Annotated in this window: 17 protein-coding genes; 15 read left to right on the forward strand and 2 right to left on the reverse strand. The window is 63.2% G+C overall.

Annotated features, from left to right (window positions below; translation table 11 throughout):
• Positions 1–30: 30 nt before the first annotated feature.
• On the forward strand, positions 31–927 hold the full coding sequence (gene gluQRS, locus E9677_RS19190) for a tRNA glutamyl-Q(34) synthetase GluQRS (RefSeq protein WP_136559678.1): 897 nt from the start codon (positions 31–33) through the stop codon (positions 925–927).
• On the opposite strand, the gene E9677_RS19195 is transcribed toward gluQRS, so the two are convergent.
• Positions 898–1791: a YihY/virulence factor BrkB family protein gene (locus E9677_RS19195; protein WP_136559679.1), complete on the reverse strand. Its 894-nt coding sequence runs from the start codon at positions 1789–1791 to the stop codon at positions 898–900. The two genes, gluQRS and E9677_RS19195, sit on opposite strands and share 30 nt — an antisense overlap.
• A gap of 91 nt (positions 1792–1882) precedes the next feature.
• Between E9677_RS19195 and E9677_RS19200 the strand changes: the two genes are divergently transcribed.
• The 11 genes from E9677_RS19200 to E9677_RS19255 all read left to right on the forward strand — a co-directional run bounded on the left by E9677_RS19200 (position 1883) and on the right by E9677_RS19255 (position 13005).
• Positions 1883–2707 (forward strand): SDR family oxidoreductase, encoded by an 825-nt coding sequence (locus E9677_RS19200; RefSeq protein ID WP_136559680.1) that lies wholly within the window; start codon positions 1883–1885, stop codon positions 2705–2707.
• 30 nt (positions 2708–2737) lie between these two features.
• Positions 2738–2935: a twin transmembrane helix small protein gene (locus tag E9677_RS19205; protein WP_076396652.1), complete on the forward strand. Its 198-nt coding sequence runs from the start codon at positions 2738–2740 to the stop codon at positions 2933–2935.
• Between the two features lie 4 nt (positions 2936–2939).
• Positions 2940–3518, forward strand: a complete 579-nt coding sequence (locus tag E9677_RS19210) for a cob(I)yrinic acid a,c-diamide adenosyltransferase (RefSeq protein WP_136559681.1) — start codon at positions 2940–2942, stop codon at positions 3516–3518.
• 1684 nt (positions 3519–5202) lie between these two features.
• Positions 5203–6048, forward strand: a complete 846-nt coding sequence (locus tag E9677_RS19220) for a rhomboid family intramembrane serine protease (RefSeq protein WP_136559683.1) — start codon at positions 5203–5205, stop codon at positions 6046–6048.
• A gap of 174 nt (positions 6049–6222) precedes the next feature.
• Positions 6223–6972, forward strand: a complete 750-nt coding sequence (locus E9677_RS19225; RefSeq protein WP_112239287.1) for an electron transfer flavoprotein subunit beta/FixA family protein — start codon at positions 6223–6225, stop codon at positions 6970–6972.
• A 149-nt stretch (positions 6973–7121) separates the two neighbouring features.
• Positions 7122–8051 carry an electron transfer flavoprotein subunit alpha/FixB family protein gene (locus E9677_RS19230; protein ID WP_136559684.1) on the forward strand — a complete coding sequence of 310 codons (930 nt, stop codon included), beginning with the start codon at positions 7122–7124 and terminating at the stop codon, positions 8049–8051.
• 140 nt (positions 8052–8191) lie between these two features.
• A complete protein-coding gene (locus E9677_RS19235; RefSeq protein ID WP_136559685.1) occupies positions 8192–9073 on the forward strand; it encodes a 3-hydroxybutyryl-CoA dehydrogenase in 882 nt (293 codons plus the stop codon).
• Between the two features lie 145 nt (positions 9074–9218).
• Positions 9219–10202 carry a thiosulfate ABC transporter substrate-binding protein CysP gene (gene cysP, locus E9677_RS19240; RefSeq protein ID WP_136559686.1) on the forward strand — a complete coding sequence of 328 codons (984 nt, stop codon included), beginning with the start codon at positions 9219–9221 and terminating at the stop codon, positions 10200–10202.
• A gap of 68 nt (positions 10203–10270) precedes the next feature.
• Complete coding sequence (cysT, locus tag E9677_RS19245) at positions 10271–11092, forward strand: sulfate ABC transporter permease subunit CysT (protein ID WP_136559687.1); 822 nt, start codon at positions 10271–10273, stop codon at positions 11090–11092.
• A 3-nt stretch (positions 11093–11095) separates the two neighbouring features.
• A complete protein-coding gene (gene cysW / locus E9677_RS19250) occupies positions 11096–11986 on the forward strand; it encodes a sulfate ABC transporter permease subunit CysW (RefSeq protein WP_136559688.1) in 891 nt (296 codons plus the stop codon).
• Positions 11983–13005, forward strand: a complete 1023-nt coding sequence (locus tag E9677_RS19255; protein ID WP_136559689.1) for a sulfate/molybdate ABC transporter ATP-binding protein — start codon at positions 11983–11985, stop codon at positions 13003–13005. The genes cysW and E9677_RS19255 overlap by 4 nt, the downstream gene beginning before the upstream one ends.
• Positions 13006–13029: 24 nt before the next feature.
• On the opposite strand, the gene tlpA is transcribed toward E9677_RS19255, so the two are convergent.
• Positions 13030–13695 (reverse strand): thiol:disulfide interchange protein TlpA, encoded by a 666-nt coding sequence (tlpA, locus tag E9677_RS19260; RefSeq protein ID WP_136559690.1) that lies wholly within the window; start codon positions 13693–13695, stop codon positions 13030–13032.
• Positions 13696–13719: 24 nt separating this feature from the next.
• Here tlpA and argH point away from each other — a divergent pair, with 24 nt between their 5' ends.
• The 3 genes from argH to lysA all read left to right on the forward strand — a co-directional run bounded on the left by argH (position 13720) and on the right by lysA (position 16691).
• Entirely contained in the window at positions 13720–15123 is a 1404-nt protein-coding gene (gene argH / locus E9677_RS19265; protein ID WP_136559691.1) for an argininosuccinate lyase, read from the forward strand.
• 97 nt (positions 15124–15220) lie between these two features.
• The gene (gene lptM, locus E9677_RS19270; protein ID WP_229575016.1) at positions 15221–15409 is read left to right on the forward strand and encodes an LPS translocon maturation chaperone LptM; all 189 of its coding nucleotides are present in this window, start codon (positions 15221–15223) and stop codon (positions 15407–15409) included.
• A 13-nt stretch (positions 15410–15422) separates the two neighbouring features.
• Positions 15423–16691 (forward strand): diaminopimelate decarboxylase, encoded by a 1269-nt coding sequence (gene lysA, locus E9677_RS19275; protein ID WP_136559692.1) that lies wholly within the window; start codon positions 15423–15425, stop codon positions 16689–16691.
• Positions 16692–16743 lie beyond the last annotated feature (52 nt).

Raw genomic sequence — 16743 nt, forward strand, 5'->3', positions numbered from 1 at the left:
CCTCATTCCACTCTCATGCGAAGGAAAAGCATGACCGAACGTTTTCGTCAAACCGAGGGCCAAGATGCCCCCGTCTTTCGTTTCGCGCCGAGCCCAAACGGCCGACTGCATCTCGGCCATGCGCTCTCGGCCCTCTTGAACGCCGATATGGCCGAAAAAACGGGCGGTCGCCTTCTGCTGCGCATCGAGGACATCGACCTCACCCGCTGCACGCCCGAACTCGAACTGGCCATCTTCGACGATCTCAGCTGGCTCGGAATGCCCTTTGAAAGCCCCGTCCGCCGACAGTCGGAGCATTTTCCGCTTTACCGGGAAGCGCTTGACCGGTTGCAGGCCATGGGCCTGGTCTATCCCGCTTTTCTCACCCGTGGGGAGGTCAAGGCCCGCGTCTCGGCCTATGAACGCGAGGGCGGCATCTGGCCGCGCGATCCGGACGGCGCGCCGCTTTACCCGACCGAAGAGCGGTCGCTCACCGAGGCCGAACGGGCCGAAAAACTGGCGAAGGCCGAGCGCCATGCCTTCCGGCTCGACATCGACAAGGCGCAAGGCCTCATTGGCGAAAGGCTCACATGGCAGGAAACCGGCGACGGGCCGACAGGAGAGATCGAGGCTGATCCCGCCGCCTGGGGCGATGTCGTGCTCTGGCGCTCCGATTCGCCTTCGAGTTACCACCTGGCCGCCACCGTGGACGATGCGGCGCAAGGCGTAACCCACGTCGTGCGGGGCCTTGATCTCTTTCACGCCACCTCGGTGCACCGCCTCTTGCAGGCCCTGCTCGGCCTGCCGGCACCGGTCTATCACCATCATCGCCTGATCCTGGGGCCTGACGGTCGCAAGCTTTCGAAGAGCCTCGGCGACACGGCGCTTTCAGCACTCAGGGCCGAGGGAAAAACGCCCTCAGATATCCGCGCCATGGTCGGGGTTTGAGATCCCGCCCGGCGGCCCGCCCTTGACCGGCACCACGCGGAATTTCATCAGCGCCGCATTGAACTCCGCCCCGATGATGAAGATCGCGCCGACCATGTAGAGGAAGACCAGCACGATCATGATCGAGGCGAGACCGGCATAGGTCGCCGCATAATTGGCGAAGGAGGCGAGGTAGTAGGCAAAAAGCAGCGCCCCGACCAGCCAGAGCGCCAGCGTCAGCAGCACACCCGGGAGTACGTCGATCAGCCGCCTGCGCCCGTCCGGCAGGCCGAGATGAAACACCACCAGCGTGACGATCAGGAAGGCGACCGTGCCGTAGACCCGCCAGTTGGCGACGGTGGCGAGGAAGTCCTTGAGGAAGGGAAAGAGCCGTTCGGCAAAGGCGAGGGCCACCGGCACCGCGACCAGAAGCGCGCTGATCGCCGCCAGCACCACGACTGCGGCCAGGACGAAACCGAGGCTCATCAGGCGGGTGATGTACCAGGGCCGCGTTTCGGCGACCCGATAGGCGCGGTTGAGCGAAACCCTGAGCGCCTCGACCCCGTTCGAGGCGAAATAGGCGGCCGCCAGCACAGAGATCGTCAGCAGTCCGCCGCGTGGGATCGTCAGCACCTCGATCACCTGGTCCGACAGGGGTTTGGCGATCGTTTCCGGCCAGGTATCGAAGATCAGATGCACCGCCGTATCGGCGAACTGGTCGGCGCCGAGGAAGCTTGCAAGCGCCGTGCCGAAGATCAGGAAGGGGAAGAGCGCGAGGATCGCCGACAGCGCCACATGGCTCGCCATGGCCCAGCCGTCGTCCTCCGTGAAGTGCCAGAACGCATCGAAACCGACCTTGTAAAGCATACGCAGGAAAGTCGGCATCAAGTCTCCTCGGGATACAGGCACGATTGCAGGCTGTGGCCGAATATGGGAAACCGATCGCCGTTTGTACAGGAAAGTCGAGGATTTGTCCGTGAAGAGCATCATCGTCACCGGTTGTTCGTCCGGCATCGGCGCCTATTGTGCAGAGGCCCTGAAGGCTGACGGATGGCGTGTCTTCGCGACCGTACGCAAGCCGGAGGATCTGGCGCACCTAGAAGCCAAAGGCATCGAGGCATTGCTGATGGATTACACCGACACAGCCAGCATCGAAGCCCTCGTGGCAACTGTCTTCGAGCGCACCGGCGGACGGCTCGATGCCCTCTTCAACAACGGCGCCTATGGCCAGCCGGGCGCGGTGGAAGACCTGCCGACGGACGCTTTGCGCGCCCAGTTCGAAACCAATCTTTTCGGCTGGCATGACCTCACCCGCCGGGTGATCCCGGCGATGCGGGCGCAAGGTGAAGGCCGCATCGTGCAATGCTCCTCGATCCTCGGCATCATCCCCTATCGCTGGCGCGGCGCCTACACGGCATCGAAGTTTGCGCTCGAGGGTCTATCGCTGACGATGCGCATGGAGCTGGAAGGCTCCGGCGTGAAGGTGAGCCTGATCGAGCCCGGCCCGATCGAAAGCCGCTTCACCGCCAATGCGCTTCACCATATCCGCGAGGCGATCGACCTCGAAAACTCTGTTCATGCCGAAGACTATCGCCGACAGCTGGCGCGACTCGATGGCACAGGCCCCGTGAACCGCCACAAACTCGGGCCGGATGCGGTCTACAAAGTCCTCACCCACGCCTTGACCGCCCGCCGTGCCCGCCCACATTATCTCGTGACCAAGCCGGCGAAACAGGGGGCCCTGCTCAAGCGCTGGCTGCCGGCCGACCTCTTCTATCGATTGATGCGCTCGCTGGACTGACCGGCGACGAACAAAGGCTCTTCCATCGCAATGTCCACATTCACCTATGTCCTCGCCATCATCGTCATGGGGCTCGTTGCCCTTGTCCTCGTGAGAGGCCTCTTCAACATGCTGAAGGGCGGCGACGGCAATACGTCGAACAAGCTGATGCAGGCGCGCATCGTGTTGCAGGCGATCGCGATTGCGCTGATCATGCTGACGCTCTGGCTGACCGGCGGGGGCCGCTGAAGCCATGGTCAAGCTCAACAAGATCTATACCCGCACCGGCGATGACGGCACAACGGCACTCGTCACCGGCCCGCGCCGCCTGAAGCACGATCTGCGCGTCGACGCCTATGGCACGATCGACGAAACCAATTCGGCGATCGGTATCGCCCGCCTGCATACGGCTGAGATGCTTGAACTCGACGCCATGCTGATGCGCATCCAGAACGACCTCTTCGACCTCGGCGCGGATCTGGCAGCCCCCGAAACCGGCGAAGTGCTCTCCTACGAGCCGCTCCGCGTCATCGAGGCGCAGGTCGATCGGATCGAGAAGGAGATCGACCTGCTGAATGCCGATCTCGATCCGCTCAAATCCTTCATCCTGCCCGGCGGCACGCCTGCCGCCGCCTATCTGCACCTCGCCCGCACCACCTCGCGCCGGGCTGAGCGCATCATGGTCGAACTGTCGCGTTTCGACGGCGAAGAGGTCGGGGAGCCGGCACTGAAATATGTGAACCGGCTGTCGGACTTTTTGTTCGTTGCGGCCCGGCATGCGAATGATGGCGGCAGGGCGGATATTCTGTGGGTGCCGGGGAAGAATAGGTAGGCGGCGACATATCTCCCCCCTTGCGGGGGAGAAAGCGAAATCGAGGAATTGGCCCGATCAGGGCCAAACCTCAGATTTCGAAAGAGGGGGGCTCGGTGAAGTTTCTTCCTAGGGAACTTTGCCCCTCTCTTGGAAAATCTGAAGTTTAGGCGGCTTGCGCTCGCCTAAGCCTTCGATTTTCCGTTCTCCCCCGCAAAGGGGGAGATGGGACCCAGCAGGCGCTTCGGCTCCCTCATGCTGAGGTGCCCTCGCAAGGCGAGGGCCTCGAAGCATCCCTAGGTGGCCTCGCCCTTCGAGGCCGGGCAAGCCCGGCACCTCAGGATGAGGGGTGATCTATCAATGTCAAAAACCCCAAGCTTCGCCACCGGTCAGGATTGCTCCCTCCGGTTCGGTCTCATGCTTGTCTCGGACGAGGCGCCAGAAGCAACCTGTCTAAGTAGTTTTATGTGGCTCCTTCCGGCGCCCCGTTCGGCGTCTATTCCCGCTGCATGCGTCTCTCTGGCAAGGCGGCGACGGTCTTCGGTCCTCGGGTCAGGCCCGAGGATGACCGAGGATGACCGGGCGCGGGTCCGGCTGCGGCGTCATACGGGATGACGCTTCAGCCTGGCCGTTGGCCCGGGAGGTTCCCGCCGGATGGTGCACCAATCCGACCGGGACCCTCGCCCGGGGGACGATCGTCTGGTCATTTGCGACCCGGCTCTCATCCCCGCCGTTCTATCCGCCCCGCCGTCTGGATGTTCGCGACGGCGTGGGCGCCTTGTCTGTGTGCCTCTGAGGCACGTCCTTCCGATCGGGGTATCCAGTGAAAGGGCATCCGACCCCTTCACCTTCGTCCAGCCCCTCGTCCGGAGGGAGACCGTTGCAGCGGGCCGGGGGTCTGCACCTGCGAGAGTGCTTAGCCCCGGCGCCGGCCCCGCCTCGCCTGACATCGCATCGTCAGGTGTATCCGAGGGCGGGACGGGGACTAGGGTAAGGGCGTGGAAATGGTGGGGGATGGAAAAAAGAGCTTTTGTTGATTTTGTTGGGATATTTTCGAAAGTCATCCCCCTATTTAGGCCGCTGGCGCCGAGTTGGTGGTTTTGCCCCTCACCCTACCCTCTCCCCGCAGGCGGGGAGAGGGGGCGCAAGCGGTTGATGTCTCGGCCTTCTCCCCGCTCGCGGGGAGAAGGTGCCGGCAGGCGGATGAGGGGCAAAGGCGGCTTTCCTCTTCTCCCCAGCGGGGAGAAGGTGGCGCGCAAGCGCCGGATGAGGGCGCGGCGCAGCAGAACCTCGTCAGGCAGAGGATCACCCTGCACCCTAACCATGGTGCCATCTCGCCTTGCGCTGCGCGCCCCCCTCATCTGGTCCTCCGGACCATCTTCTCCCCGCTGGGGAGAAGCGGGAGCGCGCGGCTTGCGCGACGCTCATCTCCCCGCTTGCGGGGGAGAAAGCGATTTCGATGAATTAGGCGCGCGCAAGCCGCCTAAACATCAGAAATCGCCAGAGAGGGGGTCGGTTATGTCGCGACAACCGCACCGATCCCCTCACCAACAAAATCTGAGGTTTAGCCCTGATCGGGCTAAGCCCTCGATTTTGTAACCTCTCCCACAAGGGGAGAGGGGGAACCGCCACTCGCCCCTTTCCCCCCTGTCCCCGCATCCCAACCTGCGCTAGCATTGGCTTACCCTAACCCCGACGAGGCGCGATGTTCATTCCCCTGCATGACCGAAACGCGCTCAAACATATTCGCCGGCAATATGTGACGCTGGGGCTGATTGCGGCGAATGTCATTGCCTATGCTTTGGCAAGAGTGGTGCCAGATGCAGCTTTCGAGCTTGGCGTCTATGGGCTGGGCTTCATTCCGGCGATCCTGCTCGGCGGCGCATCGCTCGATCCTTCTCTGGTGCTGGTGCCGGAGAGTGCGACCTACATCACCTATGCCTTCCTGCATGGCAGCTGGCTGCATCTGGGCTCCAACATGCTCTTCCTCTGGGTCTTCGGCGACAATGTCGAGGACGCGATGGGGCACTTCAAGTTCCTTTTCTTCTACCTCGCCTGCGCGGCCGCCGGCGCACTCGTGCATGGGCTGGTTATGCCGGCGAGCGAAGCACCGCTGATCGGGGCGTCAGGCGCGGTGTCGGGCGTGGTTGCGGCCTATCTGATGCTGCACCCGAAGGTGCGCGTCTGGGTGCTGGTCTTCATGCGCTTTCCCCTACCGCTCCCGGCCTTCATTCCGCTTCTCTTCTGGGTCGGCCAGCAATTCGTCATGCTGGTCATCGACGGCGCCAGCAACGTCTCCTGGGGCGCTCATGTCGGCGGCATTCTGGCGGGCGCGCTGCTGGTGCTCGTTTTGCGACGTCCCGGCGTGCCGCTCTTCGATCGGGCGATCGTGACACCGCGAGCCGTGGAACATGAGGCGCCGTCCGTCGATGCCGGAGTGGTCGGGCCATGGGGCGCTCCCGCCTCGACCTCGCGCACCGGTCCGGAGCAGAAAACGCCGGAAACCGTGGCCTCAAAGCCCGCACGCCCCGTCACCCACTGGGGACGGTGACAACAGGTCGCGGCCTCGTCGTATTGACGTGCACGTCAACGTCAATTATTGCTGTCGACCAAACGGCATCGATCGTTGTGTTTGGGGAAAAAATGCGTATCGATGTCGCCAATCGACAAACGGGGGAGCGCACATGAGCGCATTTTCCGACGGAAGATTTGAAGAGAGGAACCCATGAAGATACTCGTCCCAGTCAAGCGGGTTGTGGATTACAACGTCAAGATCCGCGTCAAGCCGGATGGCTCCGGCGTCGAGCTCGCCAACGTCAAGATGTCCATGAATCCTTTCGACGAGATCTCCGTCGAAGAGGCGCTCAGGCTGAAGGAAGCCGGCAAGGCCGAGGAAGTGGTCGTCGTCTCGATCGGTCCGGCCAAGGCCGAGGAAACCATCCGCACCGCACTCGCCATGGGCGCTGACCGCGGCATCCTGATCGAGACCGACGAAGCCGTCGAGCCTCTCGCCGTCGCCAAGCTGCTGAAGGGCGTGGTGGAAGCCGAGGCTCCGGGCCTCGTCATCGTCGGCAAGCAGGCGATCGACGACGATTCGAACCAGACCGGCCAGATGCTGGCAGCTCTCCTCGGCTGGGGCCAGGCGACCTTCGCCTCCAAGCTCGAGCTTGGCGCCGACAAGGCGACCGTGACCCGCGAAGTCGATGGCGGTCTGCAGACCATCGACGTGAAGCTTCCGGCGATCGTCACCACCGACCTGCGCCTCAACGAGCCGCGTTATGCCTCGCTGCCGAACATCATGAAGGCGAAGAAGAAGCCACTCGACAAGAAGGCGCCGGCTGATTTCGGCGTCGACGTTGCTCCGCGCCTGAAGGTTCTGAAGACCGAGGAGCCGGGTGGCCGCAAGGCAGGCATCAAGGTCAAGAGCGTCGCCGAACTGGTCGACAAGCTCAAGAACGAAGCCGGCGTGCTTTAATGACATCCGTGAGGCCCGCCTGCAAAGGGCGGGTCGCTGCGCTTCCGGTGCTCACGTACTTTGAGTACGCTCCGCTCCGGTTCTCGCACCCCACCCTTTTCGGCTGGGCCTGACGGATTTCCGAGGGAACTCTATTCGAGGATTGAACCATGGCTATTCTTCTTCTCGCAGAACACGACAACGCGACCGTTTCCGAACAGACCGCGAAGGCCCTGACAGCCGCCGCTAAGATCGGTGGCGACGTACATGTGCTGGTCGCAGGCTCCGGCGCCAAGGCTGCCGCCGATGCCGCCGCAAAGCTCTCGGGCGTCTCCAAGGTGCTGCTCGCCGAGGACGCTTCGCTCGCCAACAACCTGGCCGAGCCACTGGCAGCGCTCATCGTATCGCTGGCAGGCTCCTACGACACGATCATCGCGGCTGCGACCTCGGTCGGCAAGAACGTGATGCCGCGCGTTGCAGCGCTGCTCGACGTGATGCAGGTGTCTGAAATCACCGAAGTGGTTTCGGCCGACACCTTCAAGCGTCCGATCTATGCCGGCAACGCCATCCAGACCGTGCAGTCGACCGATGCCAAGAAGGTGATCACGGTGCGTAGCGCCTCCTTCGCCGCTGCCGGTGACGGTGGGTCGGCTGCTGTCGAGGCGATTTCAGCTGTCGCGAACCCTGGCGTATCCAGCCACGTCGCTGACGCCCTCTCCTCCTCGGACCGTCCTGAACTGGCCTCGGCCAAGATCATCATTTCCGGCGGCCGCGCGCTCGGCTCCTCGGAGAAGTTCCAGGAAGTCATCCTGCCGGTCGCCGACAAGCTGGGTGCCGCTGTCGGCGCCTCGCGCGCGGCGGTCGACGCGGGCTACGCCCCGAACGACTGGCAGGTTGGCCAGACCGGCAAGGTGGTTGCCCCGCAGCTCTACATCGCCTGCGGCATCTCGGGCGCCATCCAGCATCTCGCCGGCATGAAGGACTCCAAGGTCATCGTCGCGATCAACAAGGACGAGGAAGCACCGATCTTCCAGGTCGCCGATTACGGCCTCGTCGCCGACATCTTCGAAGCCCTGCCGGAGCTCGAAAAGGCGCTCTGAACGCCATCTCGCAGTTGCGAAAGGACTGGTCAAAGAACCCTTTGCGGTCTATCAATCAGCCGGGTCCGCGATGAGCGGGGCCGGCATTTTCTTGGGTGCCACTTCTTGAGTGAAGACTGGAACGGGTGAGGAGCGAGACGATGACGGACAAGATCAGCAATGTGGGTGTCGTGGGTGCCGGCCAGATGGGCTGCGGCATTGCTCAGGTCTCCGCCACCGCCGGCTACAAGGTCACGATCTACGATCTCTCCAAGGAGAGGATCGAGGCAGGTCTCGCCACCATCAACGGCAATCTCGCCCGCCAGGTCACCAATGGCAAGATGTCCGACGAACAGCGCAAGGAAGCGCTGGCGCTGATTTCCGGATCGTCCGACGTCAACGACCTCGCCCCATCAGATCTCGTCATCGAAGCAGCGACCGAAGACGAAAGCGTCAAGCGCAAGATCTTCGCAGCCCTCTGCCCGGTGCTGAAGCCCGAGGCGCTGATTGCGACCAACACATCCTCGCTTTCCATCACCCGCCTCGCCTCGGCCACCGACCGGCCGGAGCGCTTCATGGGCATCCACTTCATGAACCCGGTGCCGGTCATGAAGCTCGTCGAACTGGTGCGCGGCATCGCGACCGACGAGACGACTTTCAAGACAGCCAAGGAGTTCGTCTCCTCGCTCGACAAGACGATCACGGTGGCGGAAGATTTTCCGGCGTTCATCGTCAACCGCATCCTGCTGCCGATGATCAACGAGGCGATCTACACGCTCTATGAAGGCGTCGGTTCGGTGGAAGCCATCGACACGGCGATGAAGCTTGGTGCCAACCATCCGATGGGGCCGCTGCAGCTCGCCGATTTCATCGGTCTCGACACCTGCCTCTCGATCATGCAGGTGCTGCATGAGGGTCTGTCGGACTCGAAGTACCGACCCTGCCCGCTGCTGGTCAAATATGTCGAGGCCGGCTGGCTCGGTCGCAAGTCGGGCCGCGGCTTCTACGACTACCGCGGTGAAGTGCCGGTTCCGACCCGCTGATTACCCATTCCGGCGGGGCACCCTCCGGCGGAAAGATATTTGCCCCTTGGGGTGATCATTGGTCGGCCATTCCTCGGAAGAGACGGGCCGACCCTCTAGTTTGCGGGGCAGATACCGATCCCCCCGCATACCGGAGTACCAGTCGATGAAACGCCTCCTCCTCGTCAGCGCCGCCCTCGCCGCTCTGTCCCTGCCGGTTTCGGCCAGTGCTGCCGACAAGCTGCTCAACGCTTCCTATGACATCGCCCGCGAGATCTTCGCCGCCCAGAACGAAGCCTTCATCAAGGCCAATCCGGGCGTGACCATCGACCAGTCGCATGGCGGCACCTCGCGTCAGGCCCGCGCCATCGTTGAAGGTCTGGAAGCCGACGTCGTGACCTTCAACCAGGTGACCGATATCGACTTCCTCGTGAAGAACGGCTTCGTCTCCGAAGACTGGAAGAGCGAATTCCCCAACAGCGCCTCGCCCTTCTATTCCTTCCCGTCCTTCCTGGTGCGCGCCGGCAACCCGAAGAACATCAAGGACTGGGACGATCTCGCCCGTGACGATGTGCAGGTGATCTTCCCCAACCCGAAGACCTCGGGCAATGCCCGCTACACCTATCTGGCGGCAACGGCTTACGCGAAAGAGAAGTTCGCCGGCGACGAGGCCAAGGTGACGGAATTCGTCGACAAGATCTTCGACAACGTGCCGGTCTTCGACACCGGCGGCCGCGCCGCGACGACGACCTTTGTCGAGCGCGAGACCGGTGACGTGATCATCACGTTTGAGGCCGAGACGAAGTCGATCGCCAAGCAGTATGGCGAGGACAAGTTCCAGCAGGTCGTGCCTTCGGTGAGCCTGCTCGCCGAATTCCCGGTTGCCATCGTCGACAAGGTCGCCGATGCGAAGGGCAGCCAGGAGCTTTCCAAGAAGTACCTCGACTTCCTCTATTCGCCCGAGGGCCAGAAAATCGCCGCCGACTTCGGCCACCGCGTCCATGACGAGGCGGTCGCTGCCGAATACAAGGACCAGTTCCCGGAGATCCGCCTCGTGACCGTCGAAGATGCGTTCGGCGGCTGGGACAAGGTCTCCGCGGAGCACTTTGCCGAGGGCGGCATCCTTGATGGGATCTATGGCAGCCGCTAAGCACGGTATTCGATCGATGTCAGAACCGGCGGAGCCTCCGCCGGTTTTCTCATGAAAGGACGACGACGTTGAAACGCCGCGTATTGCCGGGCTTCAGACTGTCCCTCGGGATCACGCTGGTCTATGCCGCGATCATCATACTGTTGCCGCTGGCAGCCTTGATCTTCAAGGCGGCGAGCCTCGGGCCCGCCGATTACTGGCGTATCGTCTCTTCGGAACGCGCCGTGGCGAGCTATGGCGTGACGGTCGGCTCGGCGCTGGTCGCGACCCTGTTCAACCTCGTCTTCGGTCTGGCGCTCGCCTGGGTTCTCGTGCGCTACCGCTTCCCCGGTCGCCGCATCATCGACGCTCTGGTCGATCTGCCCTTTGCCCTGCCGACGGCGGTTGCCGGCATTTCGCTCACCACGCTGTTTGCCTCGAACGGCTGGTTCGGCGCAGCACTCGGTGAGATCGGCATCAAGGTCGCCTATACCCCGCTCGGCATCATGGTCGCCATGGCCTTCACCAGCCTGCCTTTCATCGTGCGCACGGTGCAGCCGGTGCTGGAAGAGCTTGATCCGGCTCTCGAAGAAGCCGGCCAGACGCTGGGCTCCAGCGATCTTTCAATCTTCCGCCGCGTGATCCTGCCGCTGCTAACGCCGGCCCTTCTCGCCGGCACCTCGCTCGCCTTCGCCCGCAGCCTCGGCGAATTCGGCGCGGTCATCTTCATCGCCGGCAACCAGCCCTTCTCGACCGAGATCACGGCACTGCTCGCCTTCATCCGGCTCGAGGAATACGACTATCCGGCATCGGCCGCGATCGCCTCGGTCATGCTGATTGCCGCCTTTGTCATGCTGGCAGTGACCAACTACCTGCAGGCCCGCGCGCTGCGCTACACGGTGAAAGGCTGAACCATGAGCCACGTCACAAAGACAAGACGCCCGCCGCGCGTCGGCGACGCGCCCCTCTTCAAATACACGCTGATCGGCCTGGTCCTCGTTCTGGTGGCCTTCTTCATCGTAGCCCCCCTGGCCGTCATCGGCATCGAGGCCTTCTCCAAGGGCGTGCCGTTCTTTCTGGAGACGATCGCGGATCCGGACACACGCCACGCAATCGGGCTGACGGTGCTGACCGCGCTGATCGCCGTGCCGCTGAACACCATCTTCGGCGTGGCGGCGGCCTGGGCGATCACCAAGCATGATTTTCGCGGCAAGCGCTTGCTCACCATCCTGATCGAGATCCCCTTCTCGGTCTCGCCGGTCGTGGCAGGCGTCGCCTATCTCTTCGTCTATGGCCTGCAGGGCATTTTCGGGCCTGTCCTCGACAGCGCCGGCCTGAAGATCCTCTTTGCCCTGCCCGGCATCGTGCTCGCCTCAATGTTCGTGACGGCACCCTTCGTGGCACGCGAACTGATCCCGCTGATGCAGGCGCAAGGGCGCGATCTCGAGGAGGCCGCGACCTCGCTGGGCGCGAGCGGCTTCCGCACCTTCATGTCGGTGACGCTGCCCAATATCAAATGGGCCATGCTCTACGGCGTCGTGCTCTGCAATGCCCGCGTGATGGGCGAATTCGGCGCGGTGTCGATCGTCTCCGGCAACATCCGCGGCCAGACGAACACCCTGCCGCTGCATATCGAGCTGCTTTACCAGGACTACAACGCCGTCGGCGCCTTCGCTGCCGCCTCAATGCTCGCCGCGCTGGCACTGGTCACGCTCGTGGCCAAGGTTCTGCTCGAACGCCAGGGCGCAGGACGCCGGAACCGACCGGCGACGCTCGCCGGCAATACTTCGGAGATGAATTCGTGAACATTCGCCTCGACACTGTCGTCAAGACCTTCGAAACCTTCCGCGCCGTGCATGGCGTCTCGCTCGACATCAAGAGCGGCGAACTGGTGGCGCTTCTCGGCCCCTCGGGCTCCGGCAAGACGACGATCCTGCGCATGGTGGCTGGCCTCGAATTTGCCGATGGCGGCCAGATCCATTTCGGCGAAGAGGATGCGACAAACATTCCCGTGCGCGACCGCGGCGTCGGCTTCGTCTTCCAGCATTACGCGCTTTTCCCGCACATGACTGTCGCCGAGAATATCGCCTTCGGCATGAAGGTGTCGAAGGTAAAGCGTTCGACGGCCGACATCGACCGCCGCGTCGAAGACCTGCTCTCCCTCGTGCAGCTCGCCGGATTGGGCGAGCGCTTCCCTGGCCAGATCTCCGGCGGCCAGCGCCAGCGCGTGGCGCTTGCCCGTGCGCTTGCGGTCGATCCGCGCGTGCTGCTGCTCGACGAGCCTTTCGGCGCGCTCGACGCCAATGTCCGCCGCGACCTGCGCCGCTGGCTGCGCTCGATCCATGACGAGCTCGGCATCACCACGCTCTTCGTCACCCACGATCAGGAAGAGGCCCTCGACCTTGCCGATCGCGTCGTCATCCTCGACAAGGGCAAGATCGTTCAGCAGGGCACGCCCGAAGAGGTCTGCCGCCATCCGGCCAATGCCTTCGTCATGCGTTTCCTCGGCGACACCAATGCGCTGCAGGCGAGCATATTGGGCGGCAAAGCTGCCGTCGGCAACATGACCTATGCGGCAGACGGCCTGAAGGACGGACCTGCCGAGCTGCTGTTCCGCCCGACCGATGTCGTCTGGAGCGACGACGCGTCTAAGGGTGTGGCGGCGACCATCCAGCGGGTTCTTGACCGCCCGGGCTCGCGTCGGGTGCTGGCCAAGGCCGCGGGCGACACGATCGTCGAATTCGACGCGTCCCCCGACTTTGCCAAGTCGAAGGGCGATCAGGGCTTCATCGAAATCCTGCGGCCACGCTTGTTTCAAGACTAAGACAACGAAACCGGGCGGAGGAGATCAACTGCCAGTTGCCGCCGCCGTCACCAATGCCTTGGCGTCGGCGCCGTCCCAGACCGCAGGGCCGTTCATGCTGCCGAGCAGACAGCCCTTGCCATCGACGAGCAGCGTGACGGGAAGGCCGAAGGCGAGGCCCTCGCGCTTCAACTGGTTGAAGACGCCCATCGAGGCATCGCGGTAGAGGCCAAGCGCATCGACGCCGGTTTCCTCGAGGAAAGTCTGCGGCTTTTCGACATCGCCGGTGTCGATGTTGATGGCGAGCACCTGGAAGGCCTCCCCGCCGGCAGCCTCCTGCAGGTTGTTGAGAGCGGGCATCTCTTCGCGACAGGGCACGCACCATGTCGCCCAGAGATTGATCAGAACCGTCTTGTCGGCGAAGTTCGCCATGGTCATCGCTGAGCCAGCCTTATCCTGGAAGGTCAGCCCATCGATCAGCTTGGGTTCGCTGACAGGGATCATCGCCGCGACATCGCCCTTGAGGTAAGGCGTGATCGCCTCTGCCCTGGCGACAGAACCCTCGCATTGGGCGGCATCCGCAGTCTCCACGGCATTGCCAGACATGGTCTGCTTCACGTATACCGCAGCCGCGCCGGCGACGATGCCGGCCACCGCCGCAATCGCAACCAGCTTGGTGGGGAAGAGACCGCTAGGTCTTTTTTCTGTCATGTCATTCTCCAGGACGGGCACTTCATGGCCGAGGACTTTACAGACACCAAATCCTCCAACCAGATGTGGGGCGGTCGCTTCGCCTCCGGCCCTTCGGCGATCATGGAGGAGATAAATGCCTCCATCGGTTTCGACAAGAAGCTTTACGCCCAGGATATCCGCGGCTCAAAGGCGCATGCGACCATGCTGGCGCACCAAGGCATCATCTCTGCTGAAGATAAAGACAAGATCCTTCACGGCCTGGACACGATCCTGTCAGAGATTGAGGCCGGCCAGTTCGTCTTCTCGCGCAAGCTCGAAGACATCCATATGAACATCGAGGCGCGCCTTGCCGACCTGATCGGCTCCGCCGCCGGCCGCCTGCACACCGCCCGCTCGCGCAACGACCAGGTGGCGCTCGATTTCCGCCTCTGGGTGAAGGAAGAGCTGCAGCGGACGGAACAGGCGCTGAGCGGCCTGATCGCCGCCTTCCTCGACCGCGCCGAAGAACATGCCGACACCGTCATGCCCGGTTTCACCCATCTCCAGACGGCCCAGCCGGTGACCTTCGGTCACCACTGCATGGCCTATGTCGAGATGTTCGGCCGCGACCGTCAGCGCGTGCGCCATGCGATCGAGCATCTGGACGAAAGCCCGATCGGGGCGGCAGCCCTTGCCGGCACCGGCTATCCGATCGACCGCCACATGACGGCACAGGCGCTTGGCTTCCGCGAGCCGACCCGCAACTCCATCGACACCGTCTCCGACCGCGACTTCGCGCTGGAATTCCTCTCGATCGCTTCGATTGCCGCTGTGCATCTCTCGCGTCTGGCGGAAGAGATCGTCATCTGGTCGACGCCGCAATTCGGCTTCATCCGCCTGTCGGACGCGTTTTCGACCGGCTCCTCGATCATGCCGCAGAAGAAGAACCCGGATGCGGCCGAACTGGTACGTGCCAAGACCGGCCGCATCAACGGCTCGCTGATTGCGCTGCTCACCGTCATGAAGGGCCTGCCGCTCGCCTACTCCAAGGACATGCAGGAAGACAAGGAACAGGTCTTCGACGCCGCCGAAAGCATGGAACTGGCGCTTGCCGCCATGACCGGAATGGTCACCGACATGACCATCCGCACCGACAAGATGAAGGCAGCAGCGGGCTCGGGTTATTCGACCGCGACGGACCTCGCCGACTGGCTGGTGCGTGAAGCGGGCCTTCCTTTCCGCGATGCACACCATGTGACCGGCAATGCGGTGGCCATGGCCGAGAAGAAGGGCTGCGATCTCGCCGAGCTTTCGCTGGAAGAGTTGCAGAGCATCAATGCTGCGATCACGGCTGACGTATTCAACGTTTTGACCGTGGAAGCCTCGGTCGCGAGCCGCAAGAGCTTTGGCGGCACGGCGCCTTCGGAAGTCAGGAAGCAGATCGCCTGGTGGCGGGCCCGCAATTGATCACGCCGACACCGGCCAATCATAACGAGATCAGGGGTGCACAAGCGCCCCTTTTTTCGCTAGAGCCTAGAGCAACAACATTTCTATGGACCGGGTCATGGTGAATTCGCTGAAACGCACGACGCTCACGCTCTCTTTGGTGCTGGCCGCCTCGCTGGCTCTGTCTGCCTGCGGCCGCAAGGGCGATCTCGACCCTCCGAGCACGCCGGTCGACCAGCAGAACAAGCGCGGCGTCGAAGCCGAAAAGACGCCGGACACCCCATTCCTTCTCGATCCGCTTCTTTGACAGGGCTTAACCCGTGAACCACTTCGAGTATCGCGACGGCGTTCTCTACGCCGAGGGCGTGGCCATTCCCGAGATTGCGCGCACCGTCGGCACGCCTTTCTACTGCTATTCGACCGCGACGCTGGAGCGTCACTACAAGGTCTTCGCAAAAGCCTTCGACGGCGTCGACGCCCTCGTCTGCTACGCGATGAAGGCCAATTCCAACCAGGCCGTCCTGAAGACGCTGGGTCGCCTCGGCGCCGGCGTGGACGTGGTCTCGGAAGGTGAACTCCGCCGCGCGCTGGCAGCCGGCATTCCGGCAGAGCGCATCATGTTCTCCGGCGTGGGCAAGACGCCGAGCGAGATGGATTTGGGCCTTGAAGCCGGCATCTACTGCTTCAACGTCGAGAGCGAGCCGGAACTGGAAGTCCTGAACCAGCGCGCCATCAAGGCCGGCAAAAAAGCCCACGTCTCCTTCCGCGTCAATCCTGACGTCGATGCCAAGACCCATGCCAAGATCTCGACGGGCAAGAAGGAAAACAAGTTCGGCATCTCCTTCGACCGGGCCCGCGCCGTCTATGCCCGCGCGGCTAGCCTGGAAGGCATCCAGGTGACCGGCATCGACATGCATATCGGCAGCCAGATCACCGATCTGCAGCCTTTCGAGGACGCCTTCCGCCTGCTGCGCGAACTCGTCGAGACGCTGCGCGGCGACGGCCACAGCATCGATCACGTCGATGTCGGCGGTGGCCTTGGCATCCCCTACAAGGACGACAACAACCCGCCGCCGGAACCGGATGCCTATGCCCGGATCGTCAAGGACCAGCTGTCGAGCCTCAACTGCCGCATCGTTACCGAGCCCGGCCGCCTGATCGTCGGCAATGCCGGCATCATGGTGACCGAGGTGATCTATGTGAAGGACGGCGGCGACAAGACCTTCGTCATCGTCGACGGCGCGATGAACGACCTCATTCGCCCGACGCTCTACGAGGCCTATCACGAGATCAAGCCGGTGGTGATTTCGGCAGCGAACGCCCCGCGCATCAAGGCCGATGTTGTCGGTCCCGTCTGCGAGACCGGCGACTACTTGGCGCTCGACCGCGAAATGGCCATGCCGAAGCCGGGCGACCTGATTGCCGTCGGTTCGGCCGGTGCCTATGGCGCCGTGCAGGCCGGCACCTACAACACCCGCCGGCTGGTGCCGGAGGTGCTGGTGAACGGCGACGAGTTCCACGTGATTCGCCCGCGTCCGACCTATGAGGACCTGATCGCGCTCGACAGCGTGCCCGACTGGCTGGCCTGATCCATTCACAATTCGGCGATGAGGCGGGAAAAACCCCCACCTCATCCTTGCC

This window comes from Peteryoungia rhizophila (assembly GCF_004912145.1).
GTDB lineage: Bacteria > Pseudomonadota > Alphaproteobacteria > Rhizobiales > Rhizobiaceae > Allorhizobium > Allorhizobium rhizophilum.

Bases quoted from the DNA above. Each gene is read 5' to 3' on its own strand.
- argH (WP_136559691.1), top strand. From the start codon at position 13,720: ATGGCCGAGGACTTTACAGACACCAAATCCTCCAACCAGATGTGGGGC.
- E9677_RS19230 (WP_136559684.1), top strand. From the start codon at position 7,122: ATGGCTATTCTTCTTCTCGCAGAACACGACAACGCGACCGTTTCCGAA.
- E9677_RS19225 (WP_112239287.1), top strand. From the start codon at position 6,223: ATGAAGATACTCGTCCCAGTCAAGCGGGTTGTGGATTACAACGTCAAG.
- E9677_RS19210 (WP_136559681.1), top strand. From the start codon at position 2,940: ATGGTCAAGCTCAACAAGATCTATACCCGCACCGGCGATGACGGCACA.
- E9677_RS19195 (WP_136559679.1), bottom strand. From the start codon at position 1,791: ATGCCGACTTTCCTGCGTATGCTTTACAAGGTCGGTTTCGATGCGTTC.
- tlpA (WP_136559690.1), bottom strand. From the start codon at position 13,695: ATGACAGAAAAAAGACCTAGCGGTCTCTTCCCCACCAAGCTGGTTGCG.
- E9677_RS19235 (WP_136559685.1), top strand. From the start codon at position 8,192: ATGACGGACAAGATCAGCAATGTGGGTGTCGTGGGTGCCGGCCAGATG.
- cysW (WP_136559688.1), top strand. From the start codon at position 11,096: ATGAGCCACGTCACAAAGACAAGACGCCCGCCGCGCGTCGGCGACGCG.
- gluQRS (WP_136559678.1), top strand. From the start codon at position 31: ATGACCGAACGTTTTCGTCAAACCGAGGGCCAAGATGCCCCCGTCTTT.
- E9677_RS19205 (WP_076396652.1), top strand. From the start codon at position 2,738: ATGTCCACATTCACCTATGTCCTCGCCATCATCGTCATGGGGCTCGTT.
- lptM (WP_229575016.1), top strand. From the start codon at position 15,221: ATGGTGAATTCGCTGAAACGCACGACGCTCACGCTCTCTTTGGTGCTG.
- E9677_RS19220 (WP_136559683.1), top strand. From the start codon at position 5,203: ATGTTCATTCCCCTGCATGACCGAAACGCGCTCAAACATATTCGCCGG.
- cysP (WP_136559686.1), top strand. From the start codon at position 9,219: ATGAAACGCCTCCTCCTCGTCAGCGCCGCCCTCGCCGCTCTGTCCCTG.